This is a genomic window from Avibacterium volantium, from assembly GCF_900635775.1.
GTDB classification, from domain to species: Bacteria; Pseudomonadota; Gammaproteobacteria; order Enterobacterales; family Pasteurellaceae; genus Avibacterium; species Avibacterium volantium.
This window is the reverse complement of record NZ_LR134167.1, coordinates 805,171-830,922: the sequence shown is the minus strand read 5'-3', so window position 1 is coordinate 830,922 and position 25,752 is coordinate 805,171. Positions and strand designations below refer to the sequence as shown.

Genomic DNA, 25,752 nt, shown 5'->3' with positions numbered 1-25,752 from the left:
TAAAATGAGGAAAAAATGAACATCAGCCAAGCAGCCGAGAAAACAGGTTTATCCGCCAAGCAAATTAGGGATTATGAAAAAGCGGGATTATTACCAGAGGCGCAACGCACTTTATCGGGTTATCGCTTTTATTCTGAGCAGGATTTAAGCCAGCTGCGCTTTATTAGTAACGCGCGTAAAGTGGGATTTTCATTGCAACAAATTCGCGAATTGTTAAGGTTAAATAGTGATCCGAATCGTACCAGTCGCGAAGTAAAAGCCATTACAGAACAACATATTACGGAGCTAAAAGATAAGATTGCGAGCTTACAAGAAATGTTGGATTTGTTGCAGCGCTGGCATTGTTCTTGCCAAGGGAATGATAGCCCTGATTGTTCTATTCTTTCAGGGCTAACGGAAAAAACGAAATTATAGGCGCTTGTAGGTTAAGAAATAATAGCAGCTGACCGCTAAAAATGAGCAGCCGACCATGGTTAAAAGCATTGGCGCGGCGCTGTTAATTTTCATTAATGCAACGAGCGATCCCACACAAGCGCCCGTGCCGAAACGCACACTGCCTACCATTGAATTTGCTGTGCCAGCCATTGCAGGGAATTTTTCTAAAATTGATGCCATTGCGTTTGAGCTAATGAGTGAATTCTGCCCAACAAACAGTGCTACGCCAATGGCCATTGACCAAAAGCCAAGATCGAAAAACACCACTAATAATAGCCAAATCGCCGCAAGAAATTGAATGATCAAACCTGTTTGCAGCATTTTTTCTGCGCCGACTTTGGTTACCAAGCGTCCATTCAAAAACGAACCTAAGGTCATCACGCTAATATTCAGCATAAAGAAATAACCAAAGTTTTGCTCTGGAATACCATAAATGCCGATATATACGATCGATCCCGCAGTTAAGAACGCAAACAAGCCACCAAAGCCAAAGGCGCTCATAAACATATAACCCAACACTTCTTTTTTCTGCCATAAATTGACGAAATTGCGTACTACAATGTTTAAGCGTAAAGGAATGCGATTTTCTTTTTTATGGGTTTCAGGAATGATGAAAAACACCAGCAAGGTACTCAGTGCGCCCATTACCGCAATCACATAAAAGATCGAGTGCCAATGGAAATAAGTTACCAAATAGCCACCAATAATTGGTGCAACCAGTGGAGCTACCATAAACACAAGGGTGATTGTGGACATTGTGCGTGAAAGTTCATTTTTACTGAACAGATCGCGTAGCAATGCGCCTACTAAAACCACTGGCGCTGCGCCAAAAAAGCCTTGCATAAAGCGTAGCACGGTAAAACTGCCAATTTGATTGATTGTCGTGAGAATTAACGCAGTAATGGCACTGACAATCACGCCTAGCAGAATAATGGGTTTGCGCCCATAGCTATCGCCCACAGGCCCCCAGAAAAGCTGTCCTGCTGCCATTCCGTAAGCGAAAAAGGTTAGGGTATGCTGAATTTGTTCAGGGCTAACGTGCAAATCTTGCGACATTCGCAAAAAGGCAGGCAAATACATATCTACCCCAAGCGGCGGCAACATTGAAAGTAGCCCAAGGGTCAAAATGAAAATAAAGCTGGGTTTATGAATCGTTTTTTCGCTCAAAATGCTATCCTTATTTTAATGCGTTTAATTCTTCTGCGCTTAACGGGCGGTATTCCCCTTCTTCTAATTGCTCATCTAGCACCACATCGCCAATTTTCCAACGGTGCAGCCCAATCACTTTGTTGCCTAAGGCGGCAAACATTCGTTTTACTTGATGATAACGCCCTTCGCTTAGGGTGAGATTTACATTGTAATCATCAATAATTTCAAGTTTAGCAGGCTTGGTAGGGTGTTTTTCACCACGCAATAAAATGCCTTCGGCGCAGGCTTGTTGATAATGATTTTCTACGGGATCGGCAAGGGTAACCAAATAGGTTTTCTCGCAATGATGTTTTGGTGAAGTGATGCGATGCGACCACTGTCCATCATCAGTGAGCAACACCAGCCCTGTGGTATCCACATCTAGACGCCCTGCACTGTGCAATTTGCCGGCAAGGGGATAATCAAAGAATTGATAAATTGTCGGATAATCGCCATCATCATTGGAGCAAACATAGCCTTGCGGTTTATTCAGCATAATATAATGCCCCGCTTCAAACCAAGTAAGGCGTTCACCATCAAAGTAAATCTCATCTTCCGCACTCACTTTGGTTGCGCCGTTTTTCTCAATTTTTCCATTAATTTGCACCGCACTTTGGCGTAGCGCTTTATTGGCTTGAGAGCGCGTTAGTCCTGTTTGCTCGGCTAAAAATTTATCTAATCTCATTGCGTGATTTTCTCGTTTATAAAAACGAAACATTGTACAACATCTCGGCATAAAACCCTAGGGGCTGTTCAAAATCAAGAGTGCTTCTCTTGGTGAGAAGCCCCTAGCTACACCGAAAACAAAAGTGCGGTTGATTTTGTGAATGAATTGTAAATAATGTGTTGTAAATCACAGATTTTCTGATTTTTTCGCCTATAATAGGGCGTAGAATTATTCTCACAACCTTTTCAAATTGTTATAAGGACTGTTTTATGGACGCACAATTACGCCAAGCGGCGCTTGATTTCCACGAATTTCCAAAGCCGGGAAAAATTGAAGTTACCCCAACCAAATCTCTCGCCACACAGCGTGATCTTGCTTTAGCTTATTCACCGGGAGTAGCAGAGCCTTGTTTAGAAATTGAAAAAGATCCTGCCAATGCTTATAAATACACGGCTCGCGGCAATCTTGTTGCGGTAATTTCTAATGGAACCGCGGTGCTAGGCTTAGGTAATATCGGCGCCTTAGCAGGCAAACCCGTAATGGAAGGGAAAGGCGTGCTATTTAAAAAGTTCGCTGGCGTAGATGTGTTTGATATTGAAATTGATGAAAAAGATCCTGATAAATTAGTAGAAATTATCGCCGCACTTGAACCAACTTTCGGCGGTATTAATCTTGAAGACATCAAAGCCCCAGAGTGTTTTTACATTGAACAAAAATTGCGTGAGCGAATGAATATTCCCGTATTCCACGATGATCAGCACGGCACAGCCATTATTTCAGCCGCTGCAGTGATCAACGGTTTACGCATTGTGAATAAAAAAATTGAAGACGTAAAATTAGTGGCATCGGGCGCAGGCGCAGCGTCTATTGCTTGCTTGAACTTGTTGGTTTCTCTTGGAATGAAAAAAGAACACATCACCGTGTGTGATTCCAAAGGCGTGATTTTCAAAGGCCGTGATGAACGAATGGACGAAACCAAAAAGCTTTACGCCATTGAAGATAACGGCACGCGTACCTTGGCAGATGCAATGCCGAATTGTGATATTTTCCTTGGCTGTTCCGCCGCAGGGGCATTAACCCAAGAAATGGTTAAAACTATGGCAAGAGATCCGCTTATTCTTGCCTTGGCTAACCCAGAACCTGAAATTTTACCGCCACTTGCCAAAGAAGTTCGCCCTGATGCAATTGTTTGTACAGGCCGTTCAGACTACCCGAATCAAGTAAATAACGTGCTTTGTTTCCCATTCATTTTCCGTGGTGCATTAGATGTGAGCGCCACCACCATTAATGAAGAAATGAAATTAGCTGCGGTGTACGCCATTGCGGATCTCGCCTTGGCAGAGCAAAGCGAAGTGGTTACTTCCGCCTATGGTGGCGCGGAAATTTCTTTTGGACCAGATTACTTAATTCCAAAACCATTCGATCCGCGTCTTATTGTGAAAATTGCCCCAGCGGTTGCGAAAGCGGCGATGGATAGCGGCGTGGCAACTCGTCCAATTGAAGATTTTGATGCCTATTTAGAAAAACTCACTCAATTCGTTTACAAAACGAATTTATTTATGAAACCAGTGTTCGCCCAAGCGAAACAAGACAAAAAACGTGTCTTACTAACAGATGGCGAAGAAACGCGCGTGCTTCACGCCGTGCAAGAAATTGCCACCTTAGGCATTGCGCAACCTGTGTTGCTAGGACGTACGCACATCATTGAAGAAAAAATCAAAAAACTTGGCTTGCATCTTGAAATAGGGCGTGATTTTGACATTATCGACATCGAAAACAATCCTTACTATGACGAATGCTGGCAACGTTATCACGACAAGTTAAAACGCCAAGGAATGACGCCATCAGGCGCAAAACGTAAAATGTTGCATAATCCGACCGCACTTGGCACAGTGTTATTAGAACTTGGCAAAGCCGATGCAATGCTCTGCGGATTGGTTGGGCCTTATGCTTCTCACTTAGGCGCAATCAAAGATTTCACTGGTGTGAAAGCAGGCGCAATTCCCGCTACTGTAAATGGTTTGGTGTTACCAACGGGCAACTTGTTTATCGCCGATACGTTCGTTAATCCAAATCCAACGGCAGAAGAATTAGCGGAAATTACCTTAATGTCTGCCGCAGAAGTTCGCCGTTTTGGTATCGAGCCACAAGTGGCACTGGTTTCTCATTCTAACTATGGTAGTTTCAATGATGAAAATGCAGTAAAAATGCGTGAAGTGTTAAAACTTGTGCGTGAAAAAGCGCCAGAATTAATCATTGATGGTGAAATGCACTGCGACATTGCCCTTTCCGAAAGTTTACGCAACGAAGTGATGCCAGATAGCCCGTTAAAAGGCGCAGCAAACTTGCTAATTATGCCAACAATGGAGGCGGCACGCATCAGCCTAAACCTGCTACAAGGCACGGCAACGCCAATCACCATTGGACCAATCTTAATGGGGGTAAATAAAACTGCCCATATTTTAACCTCTGCCTCGTCCGTTCGCCGTATTATCAATATGGTGGCAGTTGCCGCAGTGAAAGCGCAACAAGAAGTGTAAATACAAGGATAAATGAAATGGGGGCAGATAATTTTGCCCCCATTTTTATTTATAACTGGAAAAGTGCGGTGTTTTTTCTAATTATTTATTTGCCAAAATCACCGCTCTTTTTGGTGCAGGATAGCCTTCAATGGTTTTGCTGTGATCGTTTGGATCAAGAAAATCAATCAAGCTCTCATTTTCTAGCCATTCGGTTTTACGTTGTTCTTCAAGGCTGGTTACTGCCACATCTACACAGCGCACATTGTGGAATCCGCTTTTTTCTAGCCATAAAATCAAGGCCTTGACGGAAGGGATAAAATACACATTTTTCATTTTGGCGTAGCGATCTTGCGGCACAAGCACGGTGTTTTCATCGCCATCAATAACTAAGGTTTCAAGCACCAATTCACCGCCAGCTCTTAGCTGATTTTTCAATTGTGCAAAATGTTCAAAAGGCGATTTGCGATGATATAACACACCCATTGAAAACACAGTATCAAACACACCTAAAGGTTGCATTTGCTCAATGCCAAGGGGAATTAAATTGGCACGGCGGTCATTATTTAGTAATTTACGTACCGCTTCAAATTGGCATAAAAATAATTCAGTAGGATCGATGCCGACTACCATTTTTGCCCCTTCGCCCGCCATTCGCCACATATGATAACCACTGCCGCAGCCCACATCTAAAATTACGCGATCGTTGAGTGGGGCAAGGTGTGGCAGCACGCGATCCCATTTGAAATCAGAACGCCATTCACAATCAATATGAATGCCATAAAGATGATAAGGCCCTTTGCGCCAAGGCATCAATTGTTTGAGATGATAAATAATGCGCTGACGCTCGCCTGCGCTGAGTTCAAAATCGCTCTCAGATTGCACTGCACTTTTTAAATTAATCTGGTTGGCGTGCAAATCAGGCAGAAAATCTACAATTTTTGCCCATTTGGCGTAATCACTGTGGGTTTGCTTTTCCCACTGCTTAAGTTGAGCGGGTAAGGTTTCGAGCCAAGCAGAAAGCGGGCTGGTTGCAATTTGTTGATAAAAAGGACGAAAATCGATCATAATTTATAAACTGAACATTCCAAAAGAAATGGTTAAAATTTGAGAAAGGTCATATTTTACCTGATTTGGTACTGTTATTCTATTTCCCTTTTCGCTAGACTAGCTAGCAGAAAAATAAGTAAATAAGATTAATATGGAAACCGTAGAATTATTAGTTAATGTAACGCCAAGTGAAACCCGCATCGCCCTTGTGGATACGGGGATTTTGAAAGAAGTGCATATCGAACGCCAAGCCAAACGTGGCATTGTTGGTAATATTTATAAAGGGCGAGTAACGCGCGTGCTGCCCGGAATGCAATCGGCTTTTGTGGATATTGGCTTGGAAAAAGCAGCATTTTTACACGCTTCTGATATTGTTTCGCACACAGAATGTGTAGATGAGAACGAGAAAAAACAGTTCATCGTCAAAGACATTGCGGAGCTTGTGCGCGAAGGGCAAGATATAGTGGTGCAAGTGGTGAAAGATCCCCTTGGCACGAAAGGCGCAAGGCTAACCACGGACATTACGCTGCCTTCTCGCTATCTCGTGTTTATGCCAGAAAATAGCCACGTTGGCGTGTCGCAACGGATTGAAAGCGAAGAAGAACGTGCGCGCTTAAAAGATCTGGTATTGCCATTTTGCGATGAATTAGGCGGCTTTATTATTCGTACTGCGGCGGAAGGGGCGCGAGAAGAAGATTTATTACAAGATGCCGAATTTTTAAAACGCTTATGGCGCAAGGTAATGGAGCGCCGCGCAAAATACCCAACACGTTCAATGCTTTATGGAGAACTTGCACTTCCGCAGCGTATTTTGCGTGATTTTATTGGGGTCGATTTAGAAAAAATCCGCATTGATTCCCATCTTTGCTTTGATGAAGTGAAGCAATTCACCGAAGAATTTATCCCAAGTTTGACGGACAAGTTAATGTTGCATTCAGGCAAGCAGCCCTTGTTTGATGTCTATGGTGTGGAAAATGCTATTCATACTGCTTTGGACAAGCGTGTTAATCTCAAATCGGGCGGTTATCTTATTATCGAACAAACGGAAGCAATGACCACTATTGACATTAATACCGGCGCATTCGTGGGGCATCGTAACCTTGAAGAAACCATTTTCAATACCAATATTGAAGCCACCAAAGCCATCGCTCAACAGCTTCAGTTACGCAATCTTGGCGGTATTATCATCATTGATTTTATTGATATGCAAAAAGAAGAGCATCAAACCCGCGTGCTGGAATCCTTACAAGAAGCACTGGCAAAAGATCGTGTAAAAACCAGTGTGAACGGCTTTACTCAGCTCGGTTTGGTGGAAATGACACGCAAACGCACCCGTGAAAGTTTAGAACACGTTTTATGTGATGAATGCCCAGAATGTAGCGGACGTGGACGGGTGAAAACCGTAGAAACCATTTGCTACGAAATTATGCGTGAAATTATTCGCGTACACCACCTTTTCGACAGCGAAAAATTTGTGGTGTATGCTTCAAGAGCCGTGGCGGATTATTTGATCAACGAAGAAAGCCACGGACTTGTAGCAGAACTAGAAGTATTCGTTGGTAAACAAATTCAAATAAAAACCGAAGTGTATTACCACCAAGAACAGTTTGACGTGGTAGTAATGTAAAACTTCACCAGAAAGCACCGCACTTTGTTTGCAAGATAGATTAAGGCTGATCAAAGTGCGGTCTTTTTTTACGAATTTTTTGCGATAAGCCCTGCGGAATCAGCATTCCTTTCTTGCACGACTTGAGAAATTAGCGTAAATTATTGGCGTATCATTTGATGATACATAACTGTTTTGTGAAAGTGAGTAAAGCAATGAACATCAAAGTTGAAATCAAACAGTGGGGAAATAGCAAAGCCGTGCGTTTGCCAAAGGATTTTGCTGCTGCAATGAATTTAAACGCGGGAGATATGTTGGAATTTGCGCAAGTTGATGAACAAACCATCAAGGTTGTTGTGCTACCCAATCCAAGCAAAGTTAAGAAAAAAAGATTGAGCCTTGCGGAACGTATCGCAATGACATCGCATAAAACGTTGCCTACTTGCGATGAATGGGATTCCATTGAACCTGTGGGAGGCGAAGTTTAATATGGTAAAATCGCCCTTTGATCGTGGTGATATTATCTCGGTGTGTTTAAATCCGACTGTTGGCAAGGAAATTCAAGGAGAACGTAGACCTGCGTTAGTGCTGAGTAGTCGTGCTTTTCATCAATTGGGTTTTATGAAAATTGCGCCGATTACACAAGGTAACGCTGAAATGGCAAGAGAAAATGGCTTTGCTGTTACCTTAATCGGTACAGGCTGTAAAACGCAAGGTATTATTCTAGCTTATCAAACAAGAACCATTGATTTTAGAAATCGAGATGCGAAGAAATTAGAATCTGCACCAGATTATATTGTGTCAGAAGTTCAAGATATTGTGGAATCCATACTCAGAGATTAACATTATGGTTTAAGCTGTTAGCTTGACTAACAGCTTTTTTATTTTTAATGATGATTAAAACGAGAAAACAATGCTAAATAAAGTAACCCAATCCCTACTTGCGCCGAGTCAGTTGGCAACGCAAGATTTAATGAATGTGTTTAACCTAATGGATCACCGCAATATCGATTATGCGGATTTATATTTCCAGCTTAGCCAAGATGAAAGTTGGGTGTTAGAAGACGGTATTATTAAAGAAGGCGGTTTTCATATTGATCGTGGCGTGGGCGTGCGTGCGGTGAGTGGTGAGAAAACTGGTTTTGCTTATGCGGATCAAATCAACTTGGCGAGCTTACAGCAATGTGCCAATGCGGTAAAAGGCATTGCCCAGCCTTCACAGCAAAGCTTTATTTTGCCACAGCGATTTATGCCTGTTTCTGCGGTGCAACGCTATGTAGCGATTAATCCATTGGAAAGCCTAAGTAAAGAAAAGAAAATTGAATTATTACATTTGGTGGATCGCACTGCGCGTTCGGCTGATCCCCGTGTAACCAAAGTATCCGCCAGTTTAAGTGCTATTTATGAAGAAGTGCTGATTGCTGCCACTGATGGCACATTAGCCGCGGATATTCGTCCTTTAGTGCGTTTGTCTATTTCTGTTTTGGTGGAAGAAGATGGCAAGCGTGAGCGTGGTGGGGCAGGCTGCGGCGGACGCTTTGGATTAGATTGGTTCTTTGATATAGACAACGGCGAAATGCGCGCAGTGGCGTTTGCCAAAGAAGCGGTGCGACAAGCTTTGGTGAATCTTAATGCGATTCCAGCACCTGCTGGATTAATGCCTGTTGTGCTTGGTGCGGGCTGGCCGGGCGTGCTATTGCACGAAGCGGTCGGACACGGCTTAGAAGGGGATTTCAATCGTAAAGAAAGTTCCTTATTTACGGGCAAAGTGGGCGAGCTGGTAACTTCACCGCTTTGCACCATTGTTGATGACGGCACATTGCCAAATCGCCGCGGCTCGCTCACCATTGATGATGAAGGCGTGCCAAGCCAATGTAACGTATTGATTAAAGATGGTATTTTACAAGGCTATATGCAAGACAAAATGAATGCGCGCTTGATGGGCGTTGCACCTACGGGCAATGGCCGCCGTGAAAGTTATGCCCATTTGCCAATGCCAAGAATGACCAATACTTATATGCTTGAAGGAAAAAGCAAATTTGACGATTTGATTGCTTCCGTAGATCGTGGCATTTTTGCACCGCACTTTGGTGGCGGTCAAGTGGACATTACTTCAGGCAAATTCGTATTCTCAACCTCTGAAGCCTATTTAATCGAAAATGGCAAAATCACCAAACCAGTCAAAGGCGCAACCCTTATCGGCAGCGGCATTGAAGTGATGCAAAACATCTCAATGGTGGCCGACAGCGTAGAAATCGACCACGGCATCGGCGTATGCGGCAAAGAAGGCCAAAGCGTCCCCGTTGGTGTTGGGCAGCCCGCATTAAAAATTGAAGAAATTACGGTGGGTGGGACGAGTTAGTCATATTTTTCAAAGTAATTAGCCTCTATTTTTAGAGGTTATTTTTTTATTCTTCTTTATGCGCTTTCCATTTCAACATTCGCTCTACTAAATTAAGTAGTTCAGCGCGTTCATAGCCATCTAATCCTTTTAATAACTGTTCTAATTGCCTGGCTTGATCCATAGAACGATTACTACTATTTGTTAATAAATCTGCAATTTCACAGTGAAATATTTCAGATAATTCTAATAAACGTAAAATATTTGGTACGGATTTCCCACGTTCCATTCGAGAAACAGCATCATTACTAATTTCCAAAATTTCTGCCAACTGCGCTTGAGTCAATCCTACTGCTTGGCGGTATTTTGCTATGGCTTGTCCTACATTGAGTAGTAGCTGCTTATTCTTATCCAGCATTATTTTCTCCCTTAAAAGAGAGAAATAATAGATATTGACTTCTATTCATAAATAGCACAATATACTTATACTAGATGTTAAAAGTCTAATTTTAGAGCAAAAAATAATTTACAAAAAATAAAAAAATTTTGGGGCTGTAGTAGATTAGCCCTAAATTTCACACCATTTTCGCAATATTTTTAACTGCTCTTTTGGTGTCCCAAAGTTAAACCGAAATTCACATTCCTTCAAGAATAAGGGAAAGTTTTTTTCGGTTAATTCCATTATATTTTCGCAGTATCCGCTTCGCCTGATTCCAAAAATTTTCAATGCCATTAATATGATTTTGTTTCACCGCAAATAGCTCGGAATGATTGATTCGTTCGTGGTGAAATTCACTCACATCAAGAGCATCATAACTGCGATAAGTGTCCGTATAAACCCAGCTATCAGGCTTGATTTTTCTTTTAACAGGGAGTAATGTTTTACTCTTGGTGTTTTCAACCACAACAGTAAATACCTTTCCTTGTCGTTTTAGTAACCCAAAAACAGCAACTTTTCCAGCCGCTCCTCGTCCTCGTTTTCCCTTTCGATGACCACCAAAATAGCTTTCGTCTAGTTCAATTTCCCCCTCAAAAATCTCGTTAGCTTCAAGGGATAAATGATAGTCAATCACAAGCCTGATTTTATGGTAGAACAAAGCGGCTGTATTAGGTTGAATATCTAGCAAATTTGCTGCCGTTCTTGCAGTAACTTCTGCGATAAAAAACTCCAGCAGTTTTTTCTGTATAGATTTCTTTAATTTACAATATGTTATCTTCATTTTTGTAGTATAGCATTGTTGCTAATCTACTACAGCTCCTAAAATATTCCGTATTATTTGGAACCACGCACAACAAAACTGGGTGGTAACCTCAGAATTAGCTAAAGGACACACAAAAGCTCAAAGCTCAAAATCATTTTTTCAATCCATTTTCAATTTTAAACTAAATGCGTTAGCAACAACCTTGGCGCTGTTTTTAGTCGGGGGAGAAGCATTGGCGGCTGATCCGATTTGCGTTTCCTCTACGGGGACTAATTCGATTGCTTGTGGCGTGGACGCCATAGCGAGTGGTGCTAAAAGTGTAGCTGCTGGCGTGCGCGCCAGCGCGAGTGGTAATGAAAGTGTAGCTGCAGGGAGTAATGCAGCAGCGGTCTCACGCGCTGATGTGGCAATGGGTTCAGGTGCAGTCGCAGATGGTACAACAACAAATACTCAACCAATTAATAATGCTAATGTTCAACGAGAAGTTGCCTCTGCAGCAGTAGCATTAGGTGCAGGTGCAAATGCCACAGGTCGCAATGCTGTGGCAATTGGTGCGGGTGCTCAAGCGGATACAACTGGTTTACCAAATTCCCTTGCCGCACAAAAACGTGCAGATAATGTTGCCATTGGTGCGGCAGCAAAAGCGGCTTATAACGCAGTGGCAAGTGGTTTCAAATCTAAAGCAACGGGAATAAGCTCTGTTGCAATTGGGCCAGAGGCCACAGCGGATGCTGACTATATGATTGCGATTGGAATCAAGGCAGGTGGTGGTGGCAATGCAACGAATACCCATGGTATTGCGATTGGTAACGGTGCAGGTGCAAGAGCAACTTCTGGTACTGAAAACGTGGCTATTGGTCGATATGCAGGGGTGGAAGTTAACGGGAATACCAACTATGCGTTTGGTGTGCTAGCCGGTAATAATGTTGAGGGGGCAGATAACTTCTCTGGGGTTATCAAAGCAGGGCAATATGTTAAAGGAAGTCAAAATATTGCATTAGGTTACTGGTCTGGTCAAAATGTAACAGGTAATTCGAATGTGGCATTGGGCAAGAACGCTGGTCAATATATCGGCTCAAAAGCTCAAGCAGATAGAAATATTGCAGCACATAGAAATATTGCGATTGGGGAAAATGCGAATAAATTTACTGCAGATACAGCACTAGCTACCTCAGATAATATTGCGGTTGGTTCAGAAACTATTGCTAAAGGTGGTAATTCTGTTGCCATTGGACGCTTAGCACAAGCAACTCTCGCAGGTTCTGTGGCGTTAGGGGAAGGAAGCAACACGGCCGGCGACGCAGTTAAAACCTCAAGTGCAAAAGTCAATGGCATTACTTACTCAGGTTTTGCGGGCGATAAAATTGGAACTAGCCGTGTTGTTTCTGTCGGCACAACAGAAGAAGGTAAACAACGCCAAATCAAAAATGTGGCTGCTGGGCAAGTTACCGCCACTTCAACAAACGCTATTAACGGTTCGCAACTTTATATGGTAGCGAATACGGTTGGTAATGTGGCAACTACTATGAAAAATATTTTAGGTGGCGATGCGAAATTAGCTCCTGCGACTGGCAATATTACAATGTCGAATATTGGCGGCACAGGTCAAAACACTATTAATGACGCTATTAAAGCAGCAAACTCTAAAGTGCAAGCTGGTACAAATATTGCTAACGTAGCCACTTCAACAGATACGACAGATGGACGTACCGTTTACACCGTAAATGCGAAAGGCACAACAGTGAGTGTTTCCGATGATTTAGCTTTAACGACGGACAGTGAAACGAATAAAGCAAGTAACATCACGGACTACAAAGTTGCATTAAGCGATAAAACCAAAGAAGACATCAAAAAAGGTGTTGATGCGAAAGAGAAAGTGGATAGCGCAACCTTTGGTTTGAAAGGACAAAACGGTAAGACAGTAACAAACACCTTAAATAACACTGTTGAAGTGAGGGGTGCAGATAAAAATATCAGCACTAAAGTTGAGGGTGGTAAGTTACAAATCGAACTTGCGAAAACCTTAGATTTGGGTGAAAACGGTAGCGTTACAATGGGTGATACCAATGTTAATGGTAATGGCTTAACAATTACTGGCGGTCCAAGCATCACGAAAGGCGGTATTAACGCAGGTGGTAATAGAATCACAAATGTTGCAGCTGGCGAAAATCCTACTGATGCGGTGAATAAATCACAATTAGATGAAGTAGCGGGTAATGCAGCAAAACATAATACTGTGGTAGGTACTGCGTCAATTACCGTAGATGGTAGCAACACAAATGCAGGCGGTGGTATTGAATATCAAATTGGTGTTACCACTTCTGCTTTAGCAGCTAACGCGAATGGCAGCATTGAGACACCAGCGAATACCGATGCACTCATTACCGCAGCAAATGTAGCAAATGCAATTAATGCTTCAGGCTTTACTTTAACCACAAGTCAGAGTGGGGGAGAAGTTGAGGGAACAACGAATGAATTAGTGAACCCTGGTGAAACGGTTACCATTGATGCAGGTAAGAACATTAAAGTTACCCAAGCAGCTGGAAAAATTACAGTGGCGACTGCAGATGATCTTAATGTAAATAGCGTAAAAGCTGGCGATACCTTACTGAATAAAGACGGTGTTAAAGTTGGCGATAACGTTGCACTCACCAAAGATGGCTTGAAAGTGGGAGATGTGAATATCTCAACTAATGGCATCAATGCAGGTGATAAGAAAGTAACAGGCGTTGCTGATGGGGACATTAGTGCGACAAGCAAAGATGCAGTAAACGGTAGTCAGCTTTACACTGTTCAACAAGCCGCGAAAGCAGCGAAAACAGAAGTTGAAGCGGGTGACAATATCAAAGTAACTTCAAAAACTGGTGGTAATGGTCAAACTATTTATACTGTTGCGACTAAGAAAGATGTAAGTTTTGATAATGTCAATGTTGGCGGTGTAAGCATTAACAAAGATACTGGAATTAACGCAGGTAACAAGAAAGTAACTGGCGTTGCAGCAGGTGATGTAAATGCAAATAGCACTGATGCAGTGAACGGTAGTCAATTACACGAAACTAACCAAAACGTAGCGAAAAATGCTGCGAACATTGCAAACAACACTGCGGCGATCAACAAAGGCTTGAACTTTACTGCAGATGACGGCAAAACACTTAACCGTCAATTAGGTGATACAGTCGCCGTTAATGGTGATGAAAACATTACCACCTCTGTTACTTCATCTGGCGTTAAAGTTGCGTTGAACAAAAACCTTAAAGTTGATAGCGTAACTGCCGGTAACACCGTTGTGAATAACGATGGTGTAACTATCGGCACCGGTGATAAAGCTGTGAGCTTAACGCAAAATGGCTTAAACAACGGCGGTAATAGAATTACTAATGTTGCACCGGGCAAAGATCCTACAGATGCAGTGAACGTTGCACAGCTTAGCAATGTTGCGAATCACCTTGACAACAAAGTGAATAAAGTTGCTGGCGATATGAAACGTATGGACAAAAAACTCCGTGCGGGTATTGCTGGAGCTGCTGCGTTAGGTATGTTGCCTCAACCAACTAGACCAGGTAAATCAATGGTTTCTGTTGGTGGTACAACTTACCGCAACGAATCAGCAGTTGCATTAGGGGTTTCTCGTGTATCTGACAATGAGAAATGGGTGATTAAAGTTGGTGCATCGGCAAATACTCGCAACAATTACATTGTGGGTGGTTCTGTCGGTTATCAATGGTAATTGCCAAAAAATACCACCGCACTTTGATTTTACTTAATTTCTAAAGTGCGGTTGGATTTTTCAAAATTTTAAGCCCTGCATATTGCGGGGCTTATTTTTTTATCATTTGACTCCAAATGATAGATGCGATTTTCTTTCCTTTGTTAGCTCTTATCTCTGCTGATTTTCCTTATCCTAAATTTGTATTGTGATCATCACATAAGCCTTACGCAGCACTGGGATAATTCCCTATTATCCAGTATAATGACCGCATTTCTTTAACTTATGAAAACAGAACACTTATGGATACAAAATTTAATGTAAAAACTTTCCAAGGAATGATCCTTGCCTTACAGGCTTATTGGGCAGAGCAAGGCTGTACTATTGTGCAACCTTTTGATATGGAAGTGGGGGCAGGCACGTCCCACCCAATGACGGCATTGCGTGCAATTGGGCCAGAGCCGATGGCATTCGCCTATGTGCAACCTTCACGCCGTCCAACTGATGGTCGTTATGGCGAAAACCCAAACCGCTTGCAGCATTATTATCAATTCCAAGTTGTGATCAAGCCTTCCCCTGACAACATTCAAGAGCTTTATCTTGGCTCATTAAAAATGCTCGGCTTCGACCCAACACAACACGATATTCGTTTTGTGGAAGACAACTGGGAAAACCCAACCCTTGGCGCGTGGGGCTTAGGCTGGGAAGTGTGGCTAAATGGTATGGAAGTGACCCAATTTACCTATTTCCAACAAGTGGGCGGCTTAGAATGTAAACCTGTTACAGGTGAAGTCACTTACGGCTTGGAACGCTTGGCGATGTATATTCAAGGCGTGGATAGCGTGTATGACTTAGTTTGGTCAGACGGCCCTCTCGGCAAAACCACCTATGGCGATGTGTTCCACCAAAACGAAGTAGAGCAATCCACGTACAACTTTGAATACGCTGATATTGATTTCTTATTCAAAGCCTTTGAGCAATATGAAAAAGAAGCACAAGAGCTATTAGCCCTAGAAAAAGCATTGCCATTGCCTGCCTACGAACGCATTTTAAAAGCCGCACACAGCTTTAACTTGCTCGATGCACGAAAAGCCATCTCCGTAACCGAACGCCAACGCTACATTCTGCGTATCCGCGCCTTAACCAAAGGTGTCGCGGAAGCCTATTACGCCAGCCGTGAAGCATTGGGTTTCCCTGGGTGTAAAAAATAGGTGCGGTCAAAAATTTAGGAATTTTTATGATGGATAAACCCGTTTTATTTTTCGCCGAAACCTGCCCTGATACCGCGCCTTTTGTAGCTCGCTTGCAAGAATTAGGCGTGCAATATGAGCCAGTAGAAATTCAATCATCATTAGGCAATCTCAAGCGCTTCCTCGCTTTGCGTGATAGCCGTGCAGAGTTCGAAGCGGTGAAAGCGCGTGGGGCGATTGGGGTTCCTGCGTTGTTGTTGGATAACGATAACGTTGTGTTGGATGTTGAGGGATTGGTTGAGGTTTTTGCTAAGTAAATAGAATGCAACCTTATTCTAAAAACTTAAAAGAGCTTTCACAGAAATTGCGTTTAGATCAGACGGATGCTGAACGTAAATTATGGCAAAGGATTAATCGAGATCAATTATTAGGGTTTCGATTTAATCGCCAAAAGCCTTTGTTAAATTATATTGTTGATTTTTATTGTGCAAAAGCAAAACTGGTTATTGAACTAGATGGTAGTCATCATTATGAGCCGGAATACCAAGAAAAAGATCAGCTACGAGATGATGAATTGAGATCGTTAGGCTTTACCGTGATGCGGTTTAATAATGATGAGATTTATTATGAGATTGAGGGTGTTGTAGAACAGATCTATCTATTTTTAGAACAAGTACAAATATCCCTTAGAGGCTATGAGGATTGACAAATCTCCCCTAACCCCTCTTTACTAAAGAGGGGGACTGGGTAGTTAGAATGATGGGAATGGAACTTGGAAAATACAATATTGAAAAATATAGAATAGCCCGCAACTCTTTCTTACTAAAGGAAAATCCCTTTCTTTATTAAAAAGAGAAGTTGATTATTTGTAGTTGTGAGGATAATGAAATTGACAAATCTCCCCTAGCCCCTCTTTACTAAAGAGGGGGAACTGGGAGTTAGAATAATGAGAATGGAGCTTGGAAAATACAATATTGAAAAATATAGAATAGCCCGCAACTCTTTCTTACTAAAGGAAAATCCCTTTCTTTATTAAAAAGAGAAGTTGATTGTTTGTAGTTGTAAGGATAATTAAATTGACAAATTCCCCCTAGCCCCTCTTTACTAAAGAGAGGGACTAGGTAGTTAAAATAACGAGGATTGAGCTTTAAAAATACAATATTAAAAATATGGAATAGCCCGCAACTTTTCTTTACTAAAGAAGGTCCCCCTCTTTAGTAAAGAGGGGTTAGGGGAGATTTGTCCCATACCAGATATATTTTAAAAGAGAAAACCAAAATGACAAAAAACTTCCTCGCCGAGATCGGCACTGAAGAGTTGCCTCCAAAGGCACTCAAAAAATTAGCAACCGCGTTTGCGGAGAATGTAGAAAATGAATTAAACCAAGCTGGTTTAGCATTTGAAAAAGTAGAATGGTTTGCCACCCCACGCCGTTTAGCGGTGAAAGTGTTGGGACTGGCGGAAGCGCAGCCAAGCAAAGAAGTGGAAAAACGTGGGCCTGCGGTTGCGGCGGCGTTTGATGCGGAAGGCAAGCCAACCAAAGCGGCAGAGGGCTGGGCGAGAGGCTGTGGCATTAGCGTGGATCAGGCGGAGCGTTTAGTTACCGATAAAGGCGAATGGCTGGTTCATCGTGCGGTGATTGAGGGGCAACCGACCAAAAATCTTCTGCTAGGTATTATCAGCAATGCCCTTGCGAAATTGCCAATTCCAAAAACAATGCGTTGGGGCGATAAAAGCGAGCAATTCGTCCGCCCTGTGCATACGGTAACGTTGCTGTTTGGCAATGAGCTGATTGAGGGCGACATTCTTGGCGTGGCGAGTGGTAGAACGATTCGTGGACACCGTTTCTTAGGCGAACAAGAATTTACCATTGACAATGCCGATCAATATCCTGCCATTTTAGAGCAAAAAGGCAGCGTGATCGCGGATTTTGAACGCCGTAAAGCGATTATTTTGGAAAATTCTCAACAAAAAGCCACCGCACTTGGTGGTGTGGCTGATATTGAAGAAAGTCTGCTTGATGAAGTTACTGCGTTGGTGGAGTTTCCAAATGTGCTAACTGCAAAATTTGAAGAGCGTTTCCTTGCTGTGCCTGCGGAAGCCTTAGTTTACACAATGAAAGGCGACCAAAAATATTTCCCGATTTACGATAAAAACGGAAAATTATTACCGCACTTTATTTTCGTGTCGAACATCAATCCGCAAGATCCAACGGCGATTATTGAAGGAAACGAAAAAGTGGTGCGTCCACGTTTAACGGACGCAGAATTTTTCTTCAAAACCGATTTAAAACAGCGTTTAGAAGACAACTTGCCACGCCTCAAAACTGTGTTATTCCAGCAACAACTCGGCACGTTATTTGATAAAACGGAGCGTATCGAAAAACTCAGTGGCGAAATTGCCGCCCAAATTGGTGCGGACGTGGCGAAAGCAGAGCGCGCAGGCTTGTTATCAAAATGTGATTTAATGACCAATATGGTGTTTGAATTCACTGATACGCAAGGCGTGATGGGTATGCACTATGCACGCCACGATGGGGAAGATGAAGAAGTGGCGGTGGCATTGAATGAGCAATATATGCCACGTTTTTCGGGCGATGAATTGCCACATTCATTGGTTGCTTGTTCGGTGGCATTGGCAGATAAATTGGATACCCTAACGGGAATTTTCGGCATCGGTCAGCACCCGAAAGGGGACAAAGACCCGTTCGCTTTACGCCGTGCGGCGTTGGGCGTGTTGCGGATTATTGTGGAGAAAAAACTGCCGCTGGATTTAGAAAAATTGGTGCAAGAAAGCACCGCACTTTTCGCCGACAAGCTCACCAATAGCAATGTGGTGAATGACGTGGTGGACTTTATGCTCGGGCGCTTCCGTGCGTGGTATCAAGAAGAAGGCATTGCGGTAGATGTCATTCAAGCGGTGCTGGCACGCCGTCCTACTCGCCCAGCTGATTTTGATGCACGAGTGCGTGCAGTGGCACATTTCCGTACCCTTGACGCAGCAGAAGCCTTAGCCGCTGCGAATAAGCGTGTAAGCAATATTTTAGCCAAAGCAGAAGGTGAGATTGGCGAGATCCATTTAGATCGTTGTGTCGAGCCTGAAGAAAAAGCCTTGGCGGAAAGTGTGCTAGCGCTACAAAGTGAAGTACAGCCGCTGATTGCCAAAGGCGATTATGTGGCAGTGTTGGATAAACTCGCCAACTTACGCCAACCGGTGGACAATTTCTTTGAGAAAGTGATGGTGAACGCGGAAGATCCACAACTTCGTCAAAATCGCTTAGCCATTCTGAAAACCTTGCAAGGATTATTCTTACAAGTGGCGGATATTTCCTTATTGCAATAGTTTCTCTTTTTAAACCTTAGCCCCGTTCTACAAAGTGCGGGGCTTTTTTTGTAAATTTTTCTGAAAAAAGCACCGCACTTTAAATAAGCTATGCACAACATTTTCTATATCTTATTGAAATTACAGATAAGAAATAAAATTAATCCTGTCTTGTGAATGATTACTAATGACTTTTCGCAATGGGTATTGGTTAAGATTTTGGTAAAACTGCTCAAGGGCATTGTCCAACAAATGCTTTAATTGGCATTGTGCTTGTAATCCGCATTTAGGTGAAACGCAGTTTACCAACGGCTCATTGCCTTGAAAGGTGCGTAGCATCTCGCCTAAAGGCAAATCTAATGTGCTTTCCGCCAAACGAATACCGCCGCCTTTACCGCGACTGGTAATCAGCCATTGTTGTTTCGCCATAAAATGGACGATTTTGACCAGATGATTTTGTGAAAGGTGAAGCTGCTTGGCAAGGCTGGCGATTGTGTGCGTGCATTCCTGCTGACGCGCAAGATAGATCAGCACACGAAAACCATAATCAGTAAATTTATTAATTTGCATTGCAACTCCTTGGGTGGTGTATTGTAGTCTATTTCACCACTTCTCGCTAGATTATGGATTATTGATAAATAATTGCTTGTCAGCCTAGTATTAAAAATGTATTTTAAATATATCTTTAATAACCCAAAAGGACTTTCTATGTCATTAACAGCAAATCAAATTGAATTAGTGAAAGCCACAGTGCCAGTGCTACGCGAAAATGGTGTTGCGCTCACTTCTTATTTTTATAACAGAATGCTCACCAATCATCCTGAATTAAAACAAGTGTTTAACCTTGGACACCAACGCAGCGGTGCGCAAGCGCGTTCTTTAGCGAATGCGGTATTAGCTTATGCGGAAAATATTGAAAATCCAGCCGTGCTATTGCCAGCAGTTGAATTAATGGTGCATAAACACGTCAGCCTTGATATTCAAGCACCGGATTATGCCATTGTGGGCAATAACTTACTTCATTCGATTAGTGAAGTATTGCAAATTTCAATGGACGATCCATTAATTGAGGCGTGGACTGCTGCCTACAATCAATTAGCGGATATTTTGATTAGCACAGAAAAAGCCATTTATGACGAACATCAGCAAACTAAAGGTAGCTGGTTAGGCTGGCGTAAATTCAAAATTGCCAAGAAAGTGGAAGAAAGCAGTGAAATTACCTCTTTCTATTTGCAGCCTGTTGATGGCGGTGATTTGCCAACTTATAAAGCAGGGCAATATATCTCGGTGCGTGTTTTCGTTCCAGAATTAGGCTTAAAACAGCCGCGTCAATATACCCTTTCTGATAATCCAAAATCAGACTATTTACGCATTTCAGTTAAACGTGAAGATCCAAAAGGTGAGCTAGCAGGCGGCTGGGTTTCTACCACCTTGCACGGGTTAAATGAGGGTGATGAAATTGAAGCCACTGCGCCAACAGGCAACTTCTTCTTAATTGATAGCCAAAAACCAAATGTGTTTATCAGTGGTGGCGTGGGCTTAACTCCGATGATTGCAATGCTTAACCAGTTAGTAGAGCAAAATGTACCTTCGCCGGTGAGCTTTATCCACGCTTGTCGTAATGCCGATGTACACGCAATGAAAGCGCACGTTGATGGGGTAAAAGCGCAATATCCAAATGTTAGCACCTTTACCGTTTATGAAGTGGAAGATGCGCAAGCAGACGCCACAGGGCGTTTAGATTTAAGCCAAATTCCAACCGCACTTTTACCGAAAGACGCGGATTACTACCTATGTGGCCCAATGGCATTTATGCAAGCGCAGTATAAATCTTTAGTAGATTTAGGTGTGCCAGCAGAGCAAATTCATCTTGAGGCATTTAATACAGGTGGCGTTAAGTTAGATTAATGTTTTCACTTCAATACCAGAAACAGGGCGGAATAGAGATATTCCGCCTTGTTTTCTGGTGATTAAAAAGTAGCTAAAAAAACACCGCTCTTTCTGTTTATAACAAAATAAAGTGCGGTGTTTTTATGGTAAGTTTTTGTTTACTTATCTTTCTATTTACCTTGATTTTCTAAGTAAATCCACTCTGCCACCTGTTTGGCAAAATAGGTGAGAATGCCGTCTGCCCCTGCGCGTTTAAAGCACAACAGGCTTTCCATAATACATTCTTTTTCTTTCAGCCAGCCATTTTGAATCGCTGCCATATGCATTGCGTATTCCCCTGATACTTGGTAAGCAAAAGTTGGCACGCCAAAGTGTTGTTTCACGCGGTACACCATATCTAAATAAGGCATTCCCGGTTTCACCATCACCATATCCGCACCTTCTTGAATGTCCAATGCCACTTCTTGCAAGCCTTCATCGCTATTGGCTGGATCGAGCTGGTAGGTTTTCTTATCGCCGCCTTTCAAATTGCTTGAAGATCCCACTGCGTCGCGGAATGGGCCATAATAATTCGAGGCATATTTGGCGGAATACGCCATAATTTGCGTGTTGATAAAACCGCTGTCTTCAAGTGCGGTGCGAATTTTGCCAATTCTGCCGTCCATCATATCGCTTGGCGCAACAATATCAGCACCTGCTTCGGCGTGGGAGAGGGCTTGTTTCACCAGCACTTCCGTGGTGATGTCGTTTAGCACATAGCCGTCATCATCAATAATGCCGTCTTGACCGTGTACGGTGTAAGGATCTAACGCCACATCGGTTAAAACCCCTAGCTCAGGATAATGAGATTTCAACGCTTTCACCGCACGTTGCACCAAGCCGTTAGGATTGTAGGCTTCTTCCGCCATTAGAGATTTTTTACTTTGATCAATTACAGGGAACAAGGCGATTACAGGCACGCCATATTTCACTAATGACCCTGCTTCAATAAGTAGCTGATCTAAGGTTAAACGCTCCACTTTAGGCATTGACGGCACAGGTTCGCGATAATTTTCACCTTCAATAATAAACACTGGATAAATTAAATCATCTGCCGTGAGCTTGTTTTCTGCCATTAAGCGGCGGCTGAAATCGTGCTTACGCATACGGCGTAAACGGCGTGCAGGAAAGCCTGTGAAAATTTGTTGAGTCATCATTATTCTCCAAAATCTTTTCGTTATAAGTATAACGGGCGAACACATTGGTTCGCCCTAAAACTGGTTGGAAAGAAATTATTCTTTGTGTTGTTGTGCTTCATTCTCACTGCTGTCGGTGTCGTTGCCCGTATCGTCATTATCTTCTTTCGGGCGATAAAAACGCGCAAATAATAACCCTACTTCAAACAATAGACACATTGGAATGGCAAGCAAGGTTTGTGAAAAAATATCTGGCGGTGTAAGCAACATTCCCACCACAAAGGCGGCAACGATGATGTAAGGGCGTTTTTTCTTCAAATCGTCAATAGTGGTAACGCCAGACCAGCAGAGCAAAATAATCGCCACAGGCACTTCAAAACACACGCCAAATGCAAGAAATAAGGTGAGAACGAAATCTAAGTAGCTACTAATATCCGTGGCAATGGCAACGCCTTCTGGTGCGGTTTTGGTGAGAAAACCAAACACGAGTGGAAACACCACATAATAGGCGAACGCCACGCCTAAATAAAACAGCACAGTACTAGAAAATAACAGCGGATAAATTAAGCGTTTTTCGTGCTGATACAGTGCTGGTGCGATAAATGCCCACACTTGGTAAAGTAAGAATGGCACAGAAATAAACACCGCAACAACACCCGTTAATTTCAATGGGGTAAAGAAAGGCGTCGCGATATTAGTTGCGATCATACTCGCCCCTGACGGCATTACGCTGAGTAATGGCGAGGCAACAAAATTATAAATATCGTTGGCAAAATAAACCAAGCCTAAAAAGACCACCGCCACCACGAACACGCAACGCAACAGACGATCACGCAGTTCAAGTAAATGGCTAATTAAAGGTTGGGTTTCTTCAACAGTCATAAAATGCCTTTATGCTTTTTCTGATTGGGATTTTGTTGAAGGGGCAACATCAGCAAGAGTATCATCTTCAGGATAGTACGCACTGGTCAGCTCCAATTGAGATTCATCTTGCTCGGCAAGCTCTGCCATATCCGCAGGGGAAAGTGCGTTTTCTGCTGATTTATCACTTTGAGTGCTGTCGTGATGTGCGGTTTCTTGCGGAGAAATTTGTTCAGAATTTTGCACCGCACTTTTTAATTCTTGCACTTGATGCTCAAAGGACGTTTGCGTGCTTGCCGCTTTTTCTTCTAAATTGGCTTTAATTTTTTCCGCAGAAGCCTTTAATTCTTCCACTGTTTGGCTCAATTCAGGAGAAAGTTGCTGTAAATTAAGATGTTCGGCTTTTTTGATGCTTTCCTGTAATTCCTGCAATTTTAATTCTTGGCTTAATTCATTTTGTACATTCGCTGCTAAACCACGAATGGTGCGAACCCAACCCATCACGGTACGAATCGCCACGGGCAAGCGTTTAGGGCCTAGCACCACTAAGCCCACAATAGAAATTAACAGTAATTCAGAAAAACCAATATCAAACACGGATTATGCCTGTTCTTTGTCTTTTACAGTTTCCGCTTTCGCTTGTTGTGCGTCATCGGCAATTTTTTTCGGCTCTGCAGCTGTTTCATCATCTTTCATTGCGTTTTTAAAGCCTTTCACTGCAGTCCCTAAATCTGAACCCACATTACGCAATTTTTTTGTGCCGAAAAAGACTAATACGATTAACAAAACAATGAGTAATTGCCAAATACTTACGCCACCTAAACCCATTTTTTTACTCCTATAACTAACTTAATGAAATCGTGCCAAAATATAACTTTTTTATTCATCTTGAACAATAGACAATTTGCATTATTTCACATTTTATTGATTTATCGCCAAATTTTGCCTGTAGCTATAAGGCTATGGCATTATCAACGCCATAAGCCAAAGTAGCCCACCGCCCGTTAATAAACCGATATTTGCCCATAGAGGCAAGGCGGAAAATTGCCATAATGTTCCCAAAAACAGCACCGCTCCCATTATCAGCGCAAAGGCTTTTTTCTGCCAGCGTTGCTGTTTTGCCAACTTTTTATTGATTTCGTGTAACTGTTGGCGAATTTGCGTTTGCTGCTTTAACGCGTCCATTAAGGCTGCGGGGAATTGCGGTAAATGTTCGGTGATATAAGGCAGGCTAGCCTTTAAATTTTTCGCCAAGGCTTTCACGCCCATTTGTTCGTCCAACCAATTTTGTAAGAAAGGTTTAGCGGTGTCCCATAAATCTAACTGCGGATAAAGCTGACGCCCTAATCCTTCAATGTAAAGCAAGGTTTTTTGTAATAACACTAGCTGCGGTTGCACCTGCATATTAAATTCGCGCGCCACATTGAATAAATTGAGCAATACCTGCCCGAACGAAATTTCCGATAAGGGCTTGGCGAAAATTGGCTCGCACACTTCGCGGAACGCCTGTTCAAATTCATCAATATTGGTATCTTGCGGTGTCCAGCCCGCATCAACGTGCATTTGTGCTACGCGGCGATAATCACGGTTAAAAAAGGCGACAAAACTTTCTGCTAAATAGCGTTTATCGTTATCGTTCAAACGTCCAACAATCCCGCAATCAATGCCGATGTATTGCGGATTTTCAGGGTGTTGTGGATTAACGAAAATATTCCCTGGGTGCATATCCGCATGGAAAAAGCTATCGCGGAACACTTGGGTGAAAAACACTTGCACGCCACGTTCTGCCAGCAATTTCATATCCGTGCCGTTGGCTTTTAGGCTTTCCACATCAGACACAGGAATGCCGTAAATGCGTTCCATTGTGATGACATTTTGGTGGCAAAATTCTTGATACATTTCAGGAATATACAGCATCGGACTGTCGGCAAAATTGGCTTTGAGCTTGATAGCGTTCGCCATTTCGATGCGTAAATCTAGCTCATCACGCAAGGTTTTTTCATATTCACGAATCACTTCCACCGCGCGCAGACGATGCCCTTCACTTGATAAACGCGGAATCCAGCTGGCGAGTTTATACATCCAGCTTAAATCTGCTTCAATTTGTAGCTGAATATTCGGGCGTAGCACTTTCAGCACCACTTCTTTCCCCGCAAGGGGCTGTGTAGCGTTAAATCTTGCTGTATGCACTTGTGCGATAGAGGCGGAAGCAAGCGCGGTTTCATCAAAATCCTCAAACCAAGTTTCTAATTTGCCCCCAAAGGCTTGTTCAATTTGTTCACGTGCTAGCTTGCCGTCAAAGGGTTCAACTTGATCTTGCAATAATGCCAATTCATCAGCAATATCAGGGGGAAATAAATCTCGTCTGGTGGAAAGCATTTGCCCGAGTTTGATCCAAACTGGCCCAAGCTCTTGCAAGGCAAGGCGTAAACGCAAGCCAAACGCCTGTTCTTTATGCTGATTGCGAAGCCAAAATAGGGTTTTCCGCCAGCAACGCAAGGGGCGCGTGTAGGCATTGTGAGGTAGGGCTTCATCAATGCCATAAATGAGAAAAGTGCGGATAATTTTGTATAAACGTTTGAAATCTTTAAAAGTCATTGG

The 25,752-nt window shown here is 42.8% G+C and carries 22 protein-coding genes and 1 pseudogene; 12 read left to right on the top strand and 11 right to left on the bottom strand.

The window, feature by feature from the left end; all coding sequences use genetic code 11:
* The first annotated feature begins 15 nt into the window (after nt 1-15).
* The gene (cueR, locus tag ELZ61_RS04110) at nt 16-414 is read left to right on the top strand and encodes a Cu(I)-responsive transcriptional regulator (RefSeq protein WP_126371655.1); all 399 of its coding nucleotides are present in this window, start codon (nt 16-18) and stop codon (nt 412-414) included.
* Here cueR and ELZ61_RS04105 read toward each other — a convergent pair.
* Together ELZ61_RS04105 and rsuA are read right to left on the bottom strand one after the other, a co-directional pair.
* Nucleotides 409-1,605, bottom strand: coding sequence for a Bcr/CflA family multidrug efflux MFS transporter (locus tag ELZ61_RS04105; RefSeq protein ID WP_126371653.1), 1,197 nt, complete (start codon nt 1,603-1,605; stop codon nt 409-411). The two genes, cueR and ELZ61_RS04105, sit on opposite strands and share 6 nt — an antisense overlap.
* 7 nt (nt 1,606-1,612) lie before the next feature.
* Complete coding sequence (rsuA, locus tag ELZ61_RS04100; protein WP_126371651.1) at nt 1,613-2,308, bottom strand: 16S rRNA pseudouridine(516) synthase RsuA; 696 nt, start codon at nt 2,306-2,308, stop codon at nt 1,613-1,615.
* A gap of 251 nt (nt 2,309-2,559) precedes the next feature.
* On the opposite strand from rsuA, the gene ELZ61_RS04095 reads away from it, so the two are divergent.
* Nucleotides 2,560-4,830 (top strand): NADP-dependent malic enzyme, encoded by a 2,271-nt coding sequence (locus tag ELZ61_RS04095; protein WP_126371649.1) that lies wholly within the window; start codon nt 2,560-2,562, stop codon nt 4,828-4,830.
* 81 nt (nt 4,831-4,911) lie between these two features.
* Here ELZ61_RS04095 and cmoB read toward each other — a convergent pair whose 3' ends face one another.
* Entirely contained in the window at nt 4,912-5,877 is a 966-nt protein-coding gene (gene cmoB / locus ELZ61_RS04090) for a tRNA 5-methoxyuridine(34)/uridine 5-oxyacetic acid(34) synthase CmoB (RefSeq protein ID WP_126371647.1), read from the bottom strand.
* 133 nt (nt 5,878-6,010) lie between these two features.
* Between cmoB and rng the strand changes: the two genes are divergently transcribed.
* The 4 genes from rng to tldD all read left to right on the top strand — a co-directional run bounded on the left by rng (nt 6,011) and on the right by tldD (nt 9,827).
* Nucleotides 6,011-7,486, top strand: a complete 1,476-nt coding sequence (gene rng / locus ELZ61_RS04085; protein ID WP_115249249.1) for a ribonuclease G — start codon at nt 6,011-6,013, stop codon at nt 7,484-7,486.
* 194 nt (nt 7,487-7,680) lie between these two features.
* The gene (locus ELZ61_RS04080; RefSeq protein ID WP_126371645.1) at nt 7,681-7,953 is read left to right on the top strand and encodes an AbrB/MazE/SpoVT family DNA-binding domain-containing protein; all 273 of its coding nucleotides are present in this window, start codon (nt 7,681-7,683) and stop codon (nt 7,951-7,953) included.
* 1 nt (nt 7,954) lies between these two features.
* Entirely contained in the window at nt 7,955-8,308 is a 354-nt protein-coding gene (locus ELZ61_RS04075) for a type II toxin-antitoxin system PemK/MazF family toxin (protein ID WP_126371643.1), read from the top strand.
* Nucleotides 8,309-8,378: 70 nt separating this feature from the next.
* A complete protein-coding gene (gene tldD / locus ELZ61_RS04070) occupies nt 8,379-9,827 on the top strand; it encodes a metalloprotease TldD (RefSeq protein ID WP_126371641.1) in 1,449 nt (482 codons plus the stop codon).
* A gap of 46 nt (nt 9,828-9,873) precedes the next feature.
* Here tldD and ELZ61_RS04065 read toward each other — a convergent pair whose 3' ends face one another.
* Entirely contained in the window at nt 9,874-10,224 is a 351-nt protein-coding gene (locus tag ELZ61_RS04065) for a helix-turn-helix domain-containing protein (RefSeq protein ID WP_126371639.1), read from the bottom strand.
* A gap of 150 nt (nt 10,225-10,374) precedes the next feature.
* Nucleotides 10,375-11,026 (bottom strand): annotated as a pseudogene (locus tag ELZ61_RS04060) (IS1595 family transposase).
* An 82-nt stretch (nt 11,027-11,108) separates the two neighbouring features.
* On the opposite strand from ELZ61_RS04060, the gene ELZ61_RS04055 reads away from it, so the two are divergent.
* The 5 genes from ELZ61_RS04055 to glyS all read left to right on the top strand — a co-directional run bounded on the left by ELZ61_RS04055 (nt 11,109) and on the right by glyS (nt 19,246).
* Nucleotides 11,109-14,735 carry a YadA-like family protein gene (locus ELZ61_RS04055; RefSeq protein ID WP_126371637.1) on the top strand — a complete coding sequence of 1,209 codons (3,627 nt, stop codon included), beginning with the start codon at nt 11,109-11,111 and terminating at the stop codon, nt 14,733-14,735.
* Nucleotides 14,736-15,016: 281 nt separating this feature from the next.
* Nucleotides 15,017-15,925 (top strand): glycine--tRNA ligase subunit alpha, encoded by a 909-nt coding sequence (glyQ, locus tag ELZ61_RS04050; RefSeq protein WP_126371635.1) that lies wholly within the window; start codon nt 15,017-15,019, stop codon nt 15,923-15,925.
* Between the two features lie 29 nt (nt 15,926-15,954).
* A complete protein-coding gene (locus ELZ61_RS04045) occupies nt 15,955-16,221 on the top strand; it encodes a hypothetical protein (RefSeq protein ID WP_126373581.1) in 267 nt (88 codons plus the stop codon).
* 5 nt (nt 16,222-16,226) lie between these two features.
* Nucleotides 16,227-16,610 carry an endonuclease domain-containing protein gene (locus tag ELZ61_RS04040; protein ID WP_126371633.1) on the top strand — a complete coding sequence of 128 codons (384 nt, stop codon included), beginning with the start codon at nt 16,227-16,229 and terminating at the stop codon, nt 16,608-16,610.
* Nucleotides 16,611-17,182: 572 nt separating this feature from the next.
* Nucleotides 17,183-19,246, top strand: coding sequence for a glycine--tRNA ligase subunit beta (glyS, locus tag ELZ61_RS04035; protein ID WP_126371631.1), 2,064 nt, complete (start codon nt 17,183-17,185; stop codon nt 19,244-19,246).
* Nucleotides 19,247-19,366: 120 nt separating this feature from the next.
* Here glyS and ELZ61_RS04030 read toward each other — a convergent pair whose 3' ends face one another.
* Nucleotides 19,367-19,795, bottom strand: coding sequence for an RrF2 family transcriptional regulator (locus tag ELZ61_RS04030; protein WP_126371629.1), 429 nt, complete (start codon nt 19,793-19,795; stop codon nt 19,367-19,369).
* Nucleotides 19,796-19,933: 138 nt separating this feature from the next.
* On the opposite strand from ELZ61_RS04030, the gene hmpA reads away from it, so the two are divergent.
* Nucleotides 19,934-21,133: an NO-inducible flavohemoprotein gene (gene hmpA / locus ELZ61_RS04025; protein WP_126371627.1), complete on the top strand. Its 1,200-nt coding sequence runs from the start codon at nt 19,934-19,936 to the stop codon at nt 21,131-21,133.
* Between the two features lie 152 nt (nt 21,134-21,285).
* Here the strand turns inward: hmpA and hemB are convergent, their stop codons facing one another.
* The 5 genes from hemB to ubiB form a co-directional block, all read right to left on the bottom strand.
* Nucleotides 21,286-22,308, bottom strand: a complete 1,023-nt coding sequence (gene hemB / locus ELZ61_RS04020; protein ID WP_126373579.1) for a porphobilinogen synthase — start codon at nt 22,306-22,308, stop codon at nt 21,286-21,288.
* Nucleotides 22,309-22,386: 78 nt separating this feature from the next.
* Nucleotides 22,387-23,172: a Sec-independent protein translocase subunit TatC gene (gene tatC / locus ELZ61_RS04015; protein ID WP_126371626.1), complete on the bottom strand. Its 786-nt coding sequence runs from the start codon at nt 23,170-23,172 to the stop codon at nt 22,387-22,389.
* A 9-nt stretch (nt 23,173-23,181) separates the two neighbouring features.
* Nucleotides 23,182-23,748 (bottom strand): Sec-independent protein translocase protein TatB, encoded by a 567-nt coding sequence (gene tatB / locus ELZ61_RS04010; RefSeq protein WP_126371624.1) that lies wholly within the window; start codon nt 23,746-23,748, stop codon nt 23,182-23,184.
* Between the two features lie 3 nt (nt 23,749-23,751).
* Nucleotides 23,752-23,979 carry a Sec-independent protein translocase subunit TatA gene (gene tatA, locus ELZ61_RS04005; RefSeq protein WP_115249098.1) on the bottom strand — a complete coding sequence of 76 codons (228 nt, stop codon included), beginning with the start codon at nt 23,977-23,979 and terminating at the stop codon, nt 23,752-23,754.
* A gap of 132 nt (nt 23,980-24,111) precedes the next feature.
* A complete protein-coding gene (gene ubiB / locus ELZ61_RS04000) occupies nt 24,112-25,749 on the bottom strand; it encodes a ubiquinone biosynthesis regulatory protein kinase UbiB (protein ID WP_126371622.1) in 1,638 nt (545 codons plus the stop codon).
* Nucleotides 25,750-25,752: the final 3 nt, after the last annotated feature.

Coding starts and splice junctions, on each gene's coding strand:
- tatA (WP_115249098.1), bottom strand. CDS start 23,979: ATGGGTTTAGGTGGCGTAAGTATTTGGCAATTACTCATTGTTTTGTTA.
- ELZ61_RS04065 (WP_126371639.1), bottom strand. CDS start 10,224: ATGCTGGATAAGAATAAGCAGCTACTACTCAATGTAGGACAAGCCATA.
- rng (WP_115249249.1), top strand. CDS start 6,011: ATGGAAACCGTAGAATTATTAGTTAATGTAACGCCAAGTGAAACCCGC.
- cueR (WP_126371655.1), top strand. CDS start 16: ATGAACATCAGCCAAGCAGCCGAGAAAACAGGTTTATCCGCCAAGCAA.
- ubiB (WP_126371622.1), bottom strand. CDS start 25,749: ATGACTTTTAAAGATTTCAAACGTTTATACAAAATTATCCGCACTTTT.
- tatC (WP_126371626.1), bottom strand. CDS start 23,172: ATGACTGTTGAAGAAACCCAACCTTTAATTAGCCATTTACTTGAACTG.
- ELZ61_RS04080 (WP_126371645.1), top strand. CDS start 7,681: ATGAACATCAAAGTTGAAATCAAACAGTGGGGAAATAGCAAAGCCGTG.
- hemB (WP_126373579.1), bottom strand. CDS start 22,308: ATGACTCAACAAATTTTCACAGGCTTTCCTGCACGCCGTTTACGCCGT.
- ELZ61_RS04075 (WP_126371643.1), top strand. CDS start 7,955: ATGGTAAAATCGCCCTTTGATCGTGGTGATATTATCTCGGTGTGTTTA.
- glyQ (WP_126371635.1), top strand. CDS start 15,017: ATGGATACAAAATTTAATGTAAAAACTTTCCAAGGAATGATCCTTGCC.
- rsuA (WP_126371651.1), bottom strand. CDS start 2,308: ATGAGATTAGATAAATTTTTAGCCGAGCAAACAGGACTAACGCGCTCT.
- ELZ61_RS04030 (WP_126371629.1), bottom strand. CDS start 19,795: ATGCAAATTAATAAATTTACTGATTATGGTTTTCGTGTGCTGATCTAT.
- cmoB (WP_126371647.1), bottom strand. CDS start 5,877: ATGATCGATTTTCGTCCTTTTTATCAACAAATTGCAACCAGCCCGCTT.
- glyS (WP_126371631.1), top strand. CDS start 17,183: ATGACAAAAAACTTCCTCGCCGAGATCGGCACTGAAGAGTTGCCTCCA.
- ELZ61_RS04040 (WP_126371633.1), top strand. CDS start 16,227: ATGCAACCTTATTCTAAAAACTTAAAAGAGCTTTCACAGAAATTGCGT.
- ELZ61_RS04045 (WP_126373581.1), top strand. CDS start 15,955: ATGGATAAACCCGTTTTATTTTTCGCCGAAACCTGCCCTGATACCGCG.
- hmpA (WP_126371627.1), top strand. CDS start 19,934: ATGTCATTAACAGCAAATCAAATTGAATTAGTGAAAGCCACAGTGCCA.
- tldD (WP_126371641.1), top strand. CDS start 8,379: ATGCTAAATAAAGTAACCCAATCCCTACTTGCGCCGAGTCAGTTGGCA.
- ELZ61_RS04095 (WP_126371649.1), top strand. CDS start 2,560: ATGGACGCACAATTACGCCAAGCGGCGCTTGATTTCCACGAATTTCCA.